Annotated in this window: 14 protein-coding genes and 1 pseudogene; 11 read left to right on the forward strand and 4 right to left on the reverse strand. The window is 61.2% G+C overall.

Annotated elements, in window-relative coordinates; translation table 11 throughout:
• Together PZ897_RS03920 and PZ897_RS03925 are read left to right on the forward strand one after the other, a co-directional pair.
• Positions 1-198, forward strand: a pseudogene (locus PZ897_RS03920) (hypothetical protein); the annotation flags it as partial.
• A 69-nt stretch (positions 199-267) separates the two neighbouring features.
• Complete coding sequence (locus PZ897_RS03925) at positions 268-1,305, forward strand: hypothetical protein (protein WP_275750138.1); 1,038 nt, start codon at positions 268-270, stop codon at positions 1,303-1,305.
• 100 nt (positions 1,306-1,405) lie between these two features.
• On the opposite strand, the gene PZ897_RS03930 is transcribed toward PZ897_RS03925, so the two are convergent.
• From PZ897_RS03930 to PZ897_RS03945, 4 genes are all read right to left on the reverse strand, one after another.
• Positions 1,406-1,831, reverse strand: a complete 426-nt coding sequence (locus PZ897_RS03930) for an HIT family protein (RefSeq protein WP_275750140.1) — start codon at positions 1,829-1,831, stop codon at positions 1,406-1,408.
• 96 nt (positions 1,832-1,927) lie between these two features.
• On the reverse strand, positions 1,928-3,142 hold the full coding sequence (locus PZ897_RS03935; RefSeq protein ID WP_275750142.1) for a GNAT family N-acetyltransferase: 1,215 nt from the start codon (positions 3,140-3,142) through the stop codon (positions 1,928-1,930).
• Between the two features lie 88 nt (positions 3,143-3,230).
• Positions 3,231-3,968, reverse strand: a complete 738-nt coding sequence (locus tag PZ897_RS03940) for a glycerophosphodiester phosphodiesterase family protein (RefSeq protein WP_275750144.1) — start codon at positions 3,966-3,968, stop codon at positions 3,231-3,233.
• A gap of 7 nt (positions 3,969-3,975) precedes the next feature.
• Positions 3,976-4,443 (reverse strand): RidA family protein, encoded by a 468-nt coding sequence (locus tag PZ897_RS03945; RefSeq protein WP_275750146.1) that lies wholly within the window; start codon positions 4,441-4,443, stop codon positions 3,976-3,978.
• Positions 4,444-4,570: 127 nt separating this feature from the next.
• Between PZ897_RS03945 and PZ897_RS03950 the strand changes: the two genes are divergently transcribed.
• The 9 genes from PZ897_RS03950 (at position 4,571) to frr (ending at position 12,376) form a co-directional block, all read left to right on the forward strand.
• Positions 4,571-5,392, forward strand: a complete 822-nt coding sequence (locus PZ897_RS03950) for a cell envelope integrity EipB family protein (RefSeq protein ID WP_275750148.1) — start codon at positions 4,571-4,573, stop codon at positions 5,390-5,392.
• 193 nt (positions 5,393-5,585) lie between these two features.
• A complete protein-coding gene (locus PZ897_RS03955) occupies positions 5,586-6,884 on the forward strand; it encodes an Hsp70 family protein (protein WP_275750150.1) in 1,299 nt (432 codons plus the stop codon).
• 148 nt (positions 6,885-7,032) lie between these two features.
• Positions 7,033-8,040 (forward strand): HEXXH motif-containing putative peptide modification protein, encoded by a 1,008-nt coding sequence (locus PZ897_RS03960; RefSeq protein WP_275750151.1) that lies wholly within the window; start codon positions 7,033-7,035, stop codon positions 8,038-8,040.
• Positions 8,041-8,183: 143 nt separating this feature from the next.
• Positions 8,184-8,561, forward strand: a complete 378-nt coding sequence (locus PZ897_RS03965; protein ID WP_275750153.1) for a hypothetical protein — start codon at positions 8,184-8,186, stop codon at positions 8,559-8,561.
• Between the two features lie 13 nt (positions 8,562-8,574).
• A complete protein-coding gene (locus tag PZ897_RS03970) occupies positions 8,575-8,805 on the forward strand; it encodes a hypothetical protein (RefSeq protein WP_275750154.1) in 231 nt (76 codons plus the stop codon).
• 215 nt (positions 8,806-9,020) lie between these two features.
• The gene (gene rpsB, locus PZ897_RS03975) at positions 9,021-9,851 is read left to right on the forward strand and encodes a 30S ribosomal protein S2 (protein ID WP_275750157.1); all 831 of its coding nucleotides are present in this window, start codon (positions 9,021-9,023) and stop codon (positions 9,849-9,851) included.
• A 148-nt stretch (positions 9,852-9,999) separates the two neighbouring features.
• A complete protein-coding gene (gene tsf, locus PZ897_RS03980; RefSeq protein ID WP_275750159.1) occupies positions 10,000-10,923 on the forward strand; it encodes a translation elongation factor Ts in 924 nt (307 codons plus the stop codon).
• Positions 10,924-11,030: 107 nt separating this feature from the next.
• The gene (gene pyrH, locus PZ897_RS03985; RefSeq protein ID WP_275750161.1) at positions 11,031-11,753 is read left to right on the forward strand and encodes a UMP kinase; all 723 of its coding nucleotides are present in this window, start codon (positions 11,031-11,033) and stop codon (positions 11,751-11,753) included.
• Between the two features lie 62 nt (positions 11,754-11,815).
• Positions 11,816-12,376 (forward strand): ribosome recycling factor, encoded by a 561-nt coding sequence (gene frr / locus PZ897_RS03990; protein WP_275750163.1) that lies wholly within the window; start codon positions 11,816-11,818, stop codon positions 12,374-12,376.
• The last annotated feature ends 23 nt before the right edge of the window (positions 12,377-12,399 follow it).

The raw sequence follows: 12,399 nt of genomic DNA on the forward strand, positions 1-12,399 counted from the left end.
AAGGCGCAGTCGCATCTGAAAATCGGGTCGCCACACAAGAAGGCGCAGTCGCACCTGAAGATCGGTTCACCGCACAAGAAGGCGCAGTCGCATCAGAAGATCGGGTCACCGCACAACAAGCTCCAGTCCCATCGGAAGTCTGGTTCCTTGATCCTCAAGCAGCCTGTGCTCCAGCAGCCTGCAATCAAACGCCCGTAATTGCGGCAAGGGCGGCCATCGCATCGCGCTTGCCGCCCACTCCCACGACACGAAGCATCGGAGAGCCCCATGTCGCGCGCATTCTCGACGTCCCGCACTGTCGCCACCGCTTTGTGGGGCAGTGCCATGGTGGTCTTCATGGTGGGTTTCCTGTCGGCGGCCACGGCGCTCGCCAGCGAGATCAAGACCAACCAATCCTACATCAGGGATGTGCTTGCCCCGGCTTCATTCGACATCAACCGTATCGACGACGTGTTCGATCACATCTTTTCCAGCCTGGACGGCGAGGTAACCGTCTATCCGACGGAGAACTATTATTATTTCAAGTTCCTGCATGAGGGCGTGCCCTATGCCGGCAACTTCCGGCTCGATATTGCCGACCGGGACCAGGGCATCATCCATTTTGCCTATTTTTCGGAGAACAACCCGTTCACCGAGCAGGCGATTTCTCATCACCGGGCCTACAATTCCGAGTTCGGCGTCACCGTCGAGAAGAACGGCGAGCTCGTCTACGCAGTGACGCGCAACGGCCGCACCGTGGTGTTTGAGCTCAACGATCTGCGCGGTGTTGAGCCGGCAGAACAGCAGATCGGGCCGGGAGAGGTCTATCTCGGACCGGTGTTTGACGAGTCCGGTGTGCAGATGTTCTTGCTGTGGAACCCGGATTTGAAGATGTTCCTGTACATACTCGACGAGACCGTGGCCTCGGAACAGCATTTCCAGTCGGATGTCTCAAGCCAGATCAAGATCGGTTATCGGTCCAGCTTTGCCTATTACGCCGACCGCTATCTCGATCGCTGGATCCTGGTTGGGGTCCGGGCTGCCGAAACCATGCTCAACACCTATTTCGACGGCCCCTTCGACCAGCTTCCCGACAATTTCATCAAGGGCAACGCACTGGGTGAGGCGCTGGTGGCGCTCAGTCCCGAGGTCGAGGGACAGATCGACCGCCTTGGCAATTCCGAGGATTTGACGGGGCGGATGCTGGTTGACCCTTATGTGCTGTACGAGGAGGAGGCTGATCTTGCGCTGTTTGACGACTGTGCCGCAGCGGCGGTCGACACCGAGACCTACTATCCCTGTTTTGCAATCGGGCAGACCAAATAGGCTGCCCCATAGGCTGCCCTGAGCCGGGTCGGGCCATGCAGGCCGATGGCGACCGGCGACCGGGCGGAAAGCGCCCATCCCGTCAGACCGTCAGCGCCGCTCAGAGCGCAGCGCGAATCTTGTCCGCATTGGCTTTCAGCACCGCGCCGTCTTCCATGGTTCCGGTGTGCGGCTTCATCGCCACGCCGTCAAAGCGCGGGATCACGTGCACATGCAGGTGGAACACCACCTGACCGCCCGCGGACTCGTTGAACTGCTGAACCGTCACCCCGTCGGCGCCGAACGCCTTGATCACCGCCCGTGCCAGTCTTTGCGTGGTCTCCATCACCCGTGCCAGGCTGTCAGCCTCGACATCGAGAATATTGCGCGCCGGAGCCTTTGGGATCACCAGGCAGTGGCCGTCGCCACGCGGCATGATATCCATGATGGCCAGCGTGTGATCGTCCTCGTAAAGACGCTCTGCCGGCAGTTCGCCGCGCAGGATTTTCGCAAACACATTGCTGTCGTCATAATGGGGTGCGGACATCGACGGGCCTCCGGTTGTTTGTCTGCAGTCGTTGTATCGTGCACACCACGCGGGTCAAGCGTCCGGCGCAGGTCAGTCTGTGATTGCGTCCGGGCTTCAATCGCCCTTGCGAAACGGACCGTGTTCGCTCAGCACCTGGCCGATATGGGCCACGTCGCGCCGTTCCCGGTCGAGGTAGTCGGCCACCGCGCGCCGCAGTCCCGGGTGCTCGATATAATGGGCGGAATGGGTGGTGGCGGGCAGATAGCCGCGCGCCAGCTTGTGTTCGCCCTGTGCGCCGGCCTCGACCCGGGCCAGCCCCCTGGCGATGGCGAAATCGATCGCCTGATGATAGCAGACCTCGAAATGCAGGAACGGGTGGTCTTCGATGCACCCCCAATGCCGGCCATAGAGGCAGTCGCCGCCGATGAAATTGATCGCGCCGGCAATGAACCGGCCGTCGCGCTCTGCCATCACCAGAAGCACGTCGTCAGCCATGCGTTCGCCGATCAACGAGAAGAAGGCGCGGGTGAGGTAGGGCCGTCCCCATTTGCGCCCGCCGGTGTCGATGTAGAACTGATAAAAGATGTCCCAGACACTCTCGGTCAGCTCCGAGCCCGTCAGCCAGACGATCTCGATGCCGTTTTCCAGCGCGGTCCGGCGCTCCTTCTTGAGCTGCTTGCGCTTGCGCGACGCCAGCGTGACGAGAAAATCCTCATAGCTGCGATAGTTTTCGTTGCGGAAATGGAACTGCTGGTCGGTGCGGTGCAGATAGCCCTCCGCCTCAAAGGCGGGGATCTCGGCTTCGGGCACGAAGGTGGCGTGCACCGATGACAGGCCCAATTGCGTGCACAGGGCCCGCCCGCCTGCGGCCAGGGCGCGCTGGCGGCTTGCCGCCCCCGCACCCGGCCTGACCATCAGCCGCGGACCTGTCGCCGGTGTGAACGGCGCGGCGCATTGCAGTTTCGGATAATAGCGCCCGCCAGCCCGTTCATAGGCATCTGCCCAGGCATGGTCGAACACATACTCCCCCATCGAATGGCTCTTGATGTAGGCCGGCATCGCCCCTTCAAGCGCGCCGTCCGGCGCCCGCAACACGATATGCCGTGGCAGCCAGCCGGTCTGTGCCGAGACCGAACCTGACTCCTCAAGCGAGGACAGAAAAGCGTGGCTTACAAAGGGGTTGTAGACAGGTGCGGATTCGGCTTCCGAACCCCTTGATTCCGCCTGGCAAGCGCGGGAAGCCCCGCCTAGTCCGCCCCATTCGCGTTCTGTAACCGCCGATAGGCCGTCGATCGTCGACAGCGTGTGATCTGTAGTTTCAAACGTCATGAAGCTCCGTTTCCGACAGCCCGCGGCCGGTCTGTCTTCCAACGTATGATCGCCCCGCCGATTGGCAAGGGCAGGTCTGCGTGGGTGGTCACTCGTCGGTGATTGCGTCCGGATCAAATCCCTCGAAGGTCATCTGGTCGGCATGGGCGCGCGTCTGGGCGCGGGCCTGGCCATCCCGCACGGTCCAGGTGAGCACCGGAACGCCCTGCGCCCGCTGCGCCTCGATGAAGGCATTGGGCAGGTGATGCACGCAGTAGGAGATGAAATTCAATCCCAGCTGCATGGCTTCCTCATGCACGAAGAAGGATTCCGGCTTGACCCCTTCGGCGGTCAGGCCCAGCGGGCAGGTGGCGCCGCAGGCCTTCAGGTCGCGCAACAGGGCGTGATCGAAACTCATCAGCGCAACCTCGCCGTCATAGTCTTCCAGGCATTCGACCACGGCGTCGGCGAAACCGGCATCGTCGCCGGGTCTGGCCTTGAGCTCGATGACCAGCGGCACTTGGCCCGCAATCTGCTTCAACAGCGCCGGCAGCGAGGGAACCCCATCTTTGGTTCCGCCGACCCTAAGTTGCGCCAGCTCCTGCGAGGTCCGTGCCCGCACATCGCCGGGCAGGCCGCACAGCCGTTCCAGATCATCATCGTGAAACACCACCGGAACGCTGTCGGTGGCGATATGAAGGTCGCATTCAATGCCATAACCGGCCTCGACCGCCCGGGCGAAGGCGCTGGCGGTGTTTTCCCAGATGCTCTGGTTCATGTCGTGATAGCCGCGATGGGCGATGGGACGGGCTGAGAGCCAGCTCAGATCTGCGGGTTCCTTGGTCATTTGAAGATCACCGGATTTCGATCACGGCGTCGATCTCGACCGCCGCGTTGAGAGGCAGACAGGCCATGCCGACAGCGGCGCGGGCATGCTTGCCGGCATCGCCAAGCATGTCGGCGATCAGGTTGGACGCGCCGTTGATGACCAGATGCTGCTCGGTGAAGGAGGGCTCGGAGGCGACAAACCCGCTGAGCTTGACCACCCGGACAATGCGCTCGAGATCGCCGCCCAGCGCGGCCTTGGCCTGGGCCAGGATGTTGATGGCACACAGCTCTGCGGCGCGCTGCCCTTCGGCGACATCGACATCGCGCCCGAGCAGCCCCTTGACCGCAAGAGCGCCGTCTTCCATCGGCAGCTGGCCCGAGATGAACAGCAGCGAACCGGTGATGACATAGGGCAGGTAATTTGCGGCCGGGGCGGCGGCTTGCGGAAGCACGATGTTGCGGGCGGCCAGGCGGGATTGGACAGTGTCGGTCATGAGAGGCTCCAAAATTCGTCTCTGTTAAGGCTGCGCAAGCGTTTTGCCAGATCCTGCAGATTCTGCCTCGCTTTTGCCTTCTCCGGTCATATAACATTGGCTTTGGATTCGACAGGAGAAAACCTTGATGCGCATGCTTGCTATCGCGTCGCTCGCCACATTGGCCCTTTCCACGGCAGCCACCCAGGCTCTGGCCGGACCGGCGACCCTGGCCTCGCACCGGGCGGTCTACGACCTGTCGCTCAAGGATGCGTCCGAACGCTCGGGCATTTCCGGCATGGTCGGGCGCATGGTCTACGAGTTCGGCGGCTCGGCCTGCGACGGCTACACGGTGAGCTTCCGCTTTGTCACCGAAATCGCTTCAGGGGAGGTTTCGCGGGTCACCGATCAGCAGACCACCACATTCGAGGACATCCGCAACAAGACCTTTCGCTTTGTGACCCGCTCCTTTGTCGATCAGAAGCTTGACCATGAGGTGCGCGGCTCGGCGCAAAAACACGGCGACGAGCTTGCGCTCGACATCGAGCAGCCGGAGAAAGTGACGCTCGACATCGCACCGGCCTATTTCCCCACCGAACATATGATCGAATTGATCGGCAAGGCGCTTGAAGGCGAGCGGTTTTACCAGTCGCGCATCTATGACGGGTCGGATGCAGGCGACAAGGCGATGCTCACCACCACCATCGTGGGTGACAAGCAGCCGGTCGAAACCGGCGACGCGGAAGCCGGAAACGCCGGTGAGCTGGCCGATGACGCCTTCTGGCCGGTGTCGATGTCCTATTTCGAGGAAGCCGCCGAAGGCGACGGTCTGCCGGTCTACTCCATTGCCTTCAAGCTCTACGAGAATGGCGTCACCCGCGACCTGACCATGGATTATGGGGACTTCGTGCTCGAAGGCCGGCTGGCGCAGCTCGACATCTACGAACCGGCCCCGTGCGACGGGCCATGAAGCCGGTCGCCTCCGGTTTGCGGCGCGGGTTCAGGGGCGGTTTCGGGCCGCCGCTGCGGTAACCGGAAACGCTGCAACGCTGCGGCAATGGATGGACTGGGACGCCGGGGTGTGGCATCAGGCCCGCTTCCTGGCCGTCGGCGCCTATCGGCGAGCCTCATATTTCACCAGCAAACATAGTGGAGCAAACGCCATGGCGGATGCGCTCGGGCTTGATTTCGGCACGACAAACACGGTGCTGGCGCAAGTGGCGCACGGCTCGGAGACCACGTCGATCGCCTTCGATTCTGCCGCAGGCCGCAGCGACAGCATGCGCACGGCGCTGTCCTTCATCAAGGACCCGCAGCTCGGCGCCAGTGCGCTGCAGGTGGAAGCCGGAGCGGCTGCCATCGGCGCCTTCATCGACAATCCCGGCGAGTGCCGGTTTCTCCAATCGATCAAGACCTTCGCTGCCTCTTCGCTGTTCCAGGGCACGCTGGTGCATGCACGCCGGTTCCAGTTCGAGGATCTGATGGAGGTCTTCCTCAAGCGGCTTGAGGCCTATGCGGGCGCTAACTGGCCGGCGTCGGTCAAGCGCATCGTCACCGGGCGGCCGGTGCATTTCGCCGGCGCCAACCCGGATCCGGCGCTGGCCATGCGGCGCTACAACGAAGCCTTGAGCCGCTTCGGCTTTCCGGAATTGCATTATGTCTATGAACCTGTGGCCGCGGCCTTCTACTTTGCCTGCAATCTTGACCGCGATGCGACCGTGCTGGTGGCCGATTTCGGCGGCGGCACCAGCGACTTTTCGCTGATCCGCTTCGCGCGCCAGGCTGGCCGCATCAGCGCCATTCCTGTCGGCCAGTCCGGCGTCGGTGTCGCCGGCGACCAGTTTGACGCGCGTCTGATCGATCATCTGGTCGCGCCGGAAATCGGCAAGGGCAGCCAGTTCAGGAGCTTCGGCAAGCGGCTTGATGTTCCGGCAAGCTACTACCGCAATTTCGCGCGCTGGAACCAGCTTTCAATTTTCAAGACCACCAGGGAATATGCCGACCTGAAGGCTTTGGTGCGGCAGGCGGTGGAGCCGGACAAGCTCGAACTGTTCATCGACCTGATCGAGCATGATGAAGGCTATCAGCTGCACCAGGCCGTCTCGGCAACGAAAATGGCGCTCTCCGGGCAGGACGAGGCGGAGTTCCGGTTTGCCCCGCTCGGCGCGGCCGGGGAGAAAACCGTCAGGCGGCAGGATTTCGAAAGCTGGATCCAGGCCGATCTCGCCCGCATCACCGGCGCACTCGACGACGTGCTCGACGAGGCCGGAACCAGCGCCGGTTCGGTGGACAAGGTCTTTCTCACCGGCGGCACCTCATTTGTGCCGGCAGTGCGCCGCATCTTCACCGAGCGCTTTGCCGCAGATCGCATCGAAACCGGCGGCGAACTGATCTCGATTGCCCATGGCCTGGCGCTGATTGGCGAGCGCGACGACATCGGCCAGTGGACTGTTCCGGAATGAGGGTGTCATCAACAAAGGCATAAAACAGCGCGAAATCAAAATGCTACTGTACCCAAGGTAGAATTGCTGGACGTCAGTCATGAAGTATTGTACTATATTAGCATCTTCGAAATAGAAATTGCATGAATAGGCTCGCCTGGAGTGTGTCGTGTTTTTGCCATTTACTACATTGCACGAAGTCATCGCGCTGGTTGATCGCACCATCGACAAGCGCCGGACACGTGCGGAGATGCTGCTCACCGAAATGTCATTCCGCGCTCACCCGGCTCTCCCCGCGCACGGCTATCTCGATCAGCTCGAAAGACTGCTCTTCTACCCAGCGGAGCTGGGCGACGGTCTGATCGGCTCGACATGGTTCGGCATCTGGCTCGATACGCTGGGACGCTGGCACCAGACCCTGTCCGCGGCGCAAGGCGGGGCGTCGATGCTTCCGCCGCCGCTCGATCTTGATGCGCTGGAAGATCTGGCCGGCCGTTTCACCTTGCGTGAGGAGGCGGTGCCGGATTTCATCCGTGCGGTGGTTCCGCCCTCCCACAGCTTCCGCTGCCCAGTGAGGACCGGCGCGCCCCAAAGGCCCGGCGACAGGGGATGGGAAACCGCTTTGCATACCGCGATCGCCAGTGCCGATAACAAGGTGCCGGGGCTTGCCCGGGTCATCAACCGCTGCATCACCCATTTTCTCATCCTTGATGATGTCGCGTTCCGCTCCTGCTCAGCCGACCGCTACCTTGGTCTGGTTCTCTTGTCGACCAGTGACCAGAGCCTGATCGACATTGAGGAGTCGATCATCCACGAGTTGGGCCATCAGGTGCTCTACCGGATTGAGTCCGATACCCCCTTGTTCAAGAGCAAGGACGGTGAGGAGACCTTGGTTCTGCCATGGTCCGGCAGCAAGAGAAACTATTTCGGCTTCCTTCATGCCTGCTATATCTATCTGATTTTGATGGAATATTATGAGAAGGCCGTGCAAATGCATCCGTTTGATCGGGACTTTTGCCGCGAACGGCTTGCTTTCATCAAGAGCGGATTGGCGGGCGCCAGACCGATCTTGCTGGAGAGCGCGGATGTGCTGACCAGAGACGGTGTCGCGTTGCGCGACGCCATGGCCGGGCAGATGTCCGATGCGCTCGTTCGCGGGGAGGTCGAAACCGCCTGAGGCATGTCGCGCTGAAATCGCTTCATTGGAACGGCGACGGACAGGCATTGGGTCAAACAGATGCAGCGGGGTTTGCGCCGGTCGTTGGATGCGTGGCGCTGCAATCGCCGGCCTGCATCACTAACCAGGCAGGGAGTTGATTCATGAACCCACCAAATCCTCCTTCACCGCCCCGTTCACCCGGGGCCGAGCTTGGCGGTCATCCCGCGGCTCCCGACGTGCCGGTTCCCGGCGCATCGGAAGATCCGCTTGATCCAGGCAATTTCCGGCATGCCAAAATCCGGCGACAAGCGGCAATTTATACCAAGAAGATTGGCGATCACTACATTCTCTATGATCCGCTGGAAAATCACTATCTGCGCTTGAATGAGAGCGCGCACGCTCTTTGGACCACCGTTGCTGACCACGAACGCATTGCGGTGTCTGAAGTCATTGGCCAGGTTGGCTGCGATCCCGACGAAGGATTGGCGGCGCTCATTGCCATGGCCGAAAGAAACTTCCTTGTCATCGTCTCACTCTAGGAAAGGAATGAACATGGCCGATAAGAAAATCGAAACCCCTGTCGTCACCGACCTTGGCGAAATGACAGGTTTTCTCAATCCTGAACTTGCCCACCAGCAACAGCAGCAACAGCAGCAGCAGCAGGCACAATCGCGCCGGCGGGTGATGAATTTGGAAACCATGCTTCCGGAAGAAGAAATCTCCACCAAGCTGGCGTCAGAGATCAAGACATTCAACCAGTTGGTGCCTCGCGGCAAGAAGTGACGGGTCAGGCCGGCTTTGCGGCGGTCGGGCTGGCCTGCATCGAAATTGGCCAGCCTTTCCGTCCTTCGCCCTTGCATAATCGCTTTTTTGTCTGTAAGCGACGCCTATTCCACACGTGGGGCATGGGGTGATCCGGGAGAAATCCGGATTGGTCCGCCGGTGGCGCTTTGCGCTCACGCCCTGCGGAGGTTCAACCGGAAACAGGAGTACCAGGCATGGCATTGCCGGAATTTTCCATGCGCCAGCTGCTTGAAGCAGGCGTACACTTCGGACACCAGACACACCGCTGGAACCCGAAAATGAAGCCGTACATCTTTGGTGCGCGCAGCAATCTTCACATTCTCGATCTCGGCCAGACCGTGCCGATGATGAACCAGGCTCTCAAGCTTGTGTCAGACACCGTGTCCAAGGGCGGTCGCGTGCTGTTCGTCGGCACCAAGCGTCAGGCTTCCGAGATCGTTGCCGATGCGGCGTCGCGGTCGGCTCAGTACTATGTCAACGCCCGTTGGCTCGGCGGCATGCTGACCAACTGGAAGACCATCTCGCATTCGATCCAGCGTCTGCGCAAGCTTGACCAGATCCTTTCGGCTGAAGCCTCGGGCTTCACCAAGAAGGAACGCCTCAACCTTGAGCGCGAGCGTGAAAAGCTCAACCGTGCGCTGGGCGGTATCCGTGACATGGGCGGCACGCCTGACCTGATGTTTGTCATCGACACCAACAAGGAATCCATTGCCATCCAGGAAGCCAAGCGTCTTGGCATTCCTGTCGTTGCGATCATCGATTCCAATTGTGATCCGGACGTTGTCGATTACCCGATCCCGGGCAATGACGATGCCAGCCGCGCCATTGCGCTCTATTGCGATCTGATCAGCCGCGCCTGCATCGACGGCATCGCCCGTCAGCAGGGGTCTTCTGGCGTTGATCTTGGCGCCATGGAAGCCCCCGTCGAGCCTGCGCTTGAAGCGGCACCTGCCGAAGCCGAAGCTGCTGCCGAAGCCGCGCCTGCAGCTGAAGCTGCGCCGGCAGAAGAAGCCGCAAAGGCTTAAATCCGGGTTTCGGACAAAACCGGCCCGGCCAAGCCATCGCGCTTTGCCGGGCTGTCACATTTCAATGGCATGGTTGATGTGCCGAATGCGATTCCGGGTCTGTTGGCCGAAATGGCCGGACCGGACGCCAAAGTATGAAGAGGCTGTTATGAGCATTACCGCTGCAATGGTGAAAGAGCTGCGCGACAAGACCGGCGCCGGCATGATGGACTGCAAGAAGGCGCTCGCCGAAAACAATGGCGACATGGAAGCTGCGGTCGATTGGCTGCGCGCCAAGGGCATCGCCAAGGCCGACAAGAAGTCGGGCCGTACCGCCGCCGAAGGCCTGGTTGCTGTTGCCTCGGAAGGCAAGTCGGCCATCGTCGTTGAAGTCAATTCCGAGACCGACTTCGTCGCCCGCAATGACGGCTTCCAGGATCTGGCCCGCTCGGTCGCCGCCGTTGCGCTGTCCACGGACGGGTCCGCCGACGCCGTCAGCGCCGCCACAGTACCTTCCACCGGCAAGTCGGTCACTGACACGATCAAGGATGCGATCGCCCATATCGGCGAGAACATGAGCTTCCGCCGGTCCGCCAAGCTGTCTGTCGACGACGGCGTGGTCGCCACCTATGTGCACAATGCGGTCGCCGATGGCCTCGGCAAGCTGGGCGTGCTCGTCGCTGTCAAGTCGACCGGCAAGACGGATGCCTTGAATGCAATCGGCCGTCAGGTCGCCATGCACATCGCCGCCACAAATCCGCTGGCGCTGACGTCTGACGATGTGGATGCCGCAATCGCCGACCGCGAGCGCCATGTGTTCACCGAACAGGCGCGCGAATCGGGCAAGCCGGAAGCGATCATCGAAAAGATGGTCGAAGGCCGCATGCGCAAGTTCTACGAGGAAGTAGCCCTTCTCTCGCAGGCTTTCGTCATCAATCCGGACCAGACTGTCGGAGAGGCCGTCGAGGCTGCTGCGGCCGATGCCGGTGCGCCGGTCGAGATTGCCGGCTTTGTCCGCTTCCAGCTTGGCGAAGGCATCGAGAAGGAAGAGAGCGACTTCGCAGCAGAAGTCGCCGCTGCCGTCAAAGGCTGAGATGCTGCGCCTTTGACGGCGCATCGCTGCAAAAACCGCAAGGGCATCGCGTGACAACGTGGTGCCCTTCGTGTATCCGGGCCTGAGATAGAAATGCGGACCATTCCATGACAACCAAACCCCTCTTCAAGCGTGTTCTCCTCAAAGCATCCGGCGAAGCCCTGATGGGCAGCCAGGGATTTGGCATTGACGTTGCCGTGGTTGACCGCATTGCTGAAGATATTGCCGAGGTTCGCGGCATGGGAGTCGAGGTCGGCGTCGTGGTTGGCGGCGGCAATATTTTCCGCGGTGTCGCGGTTGCGTCCAAGGGCGGCGATCGTGTCACCGGCGACCACATGGGCATGCTGGCAACCGTGATCAACGCGCTGGCGCTTGCCACGTCGCTGCGCAAGCTTGGTATCGATACCGAAGTGCTCTCGGCGATTTCCATGCCTGAAATCTGCCAGAGCTTTTCCCAGCGCGCCGCCCTGCATCACCTTCAAAAGGGCCGGGTGGTGATCTTCGCCGGCGGCACCGGAAATCCCTTCTTCACCACCGATTCCGCTGCCGCGTTGCGGGCGGCGGAAATGGGCGCGGAAGCCATTCTCAAGGGCACCCAGGTCGACGGCATCTATTCTGCCGATCCGAAGAAGCATCCCGATGCCATCCGGTTCGAGACCATCACCCATGATGAAGTGCTCAACAAGGGGCTGGCGGTCATGGATGTCGCTGCCGTCGCTTTGGCGCGGGAGAATTTAATTCCGATTGTAGTCTTTTCGATCCACGAAAAGGGTGCTTTCGCAAAGATCATGGTCGGCGAAGGCCGGGCAACCATCGTTCGCGATCATTAGGTGTGGCCGGCGCGTGCCGGTCTGGTATACGACAACAGGGTCACCTGCAGGAGGAATTGGCGATGAGTGAAGGCGCTGACTTGAAAGAACTCAAACGTCGCATGGAGGGCGCCATTGCGGCCTTCAAGAGCGATATCTCATCCTTGCGCACCGGCCGTGCGTCTCCCAATGTGCTCGACCCGGTGATGGTCGAAGCTTACGGCTCCCGCGTGCCGCTCAACCAGGTCGCCAACGTCACCGTGCCGGAATCGCGCATGCTGGGCGTGTCGGTCTGGGACAAGCAGATGGTCGGCGCCGTCGATCGCGGCATTCGCGAGGCCAATCTCGGGCTCAACCCGATCATTGACGGCCAGAACCTGCGAATTCCGCTGCCCGATCTCAACGAGGAGCGTCGCAAGCAATTGGTCAAGGTCTCCCATACCTACGCCGAGAATGCCCGGGTCGCTATCCGTAACGTCCGCCGCGACGGCATGGATACGCTCAAGAAGGCGGAAAAGGACGGTGACATCAGTCAGGACGACAGCCGTCGCGAGGCCGATGTGGTGCAAAAGCTGACGGACGAGACCATCGCCGAAGTCGACCACTTGCTGGCCGAGAAGGAAAAGGAAATCATGCAGGTATAGGCGCGAGTCGCGTTACACCTCGG

Origin of the sequence: Hoeflea sp. YIM 152468 (assembly GCF_029210485.1) — a bacterium.
Taxonomy (GTDB): Bacteria; Pseudomonadota; Alphaproteobacteria; order Rhizobiales; family Rhizobiaceae; genus Hoeflea.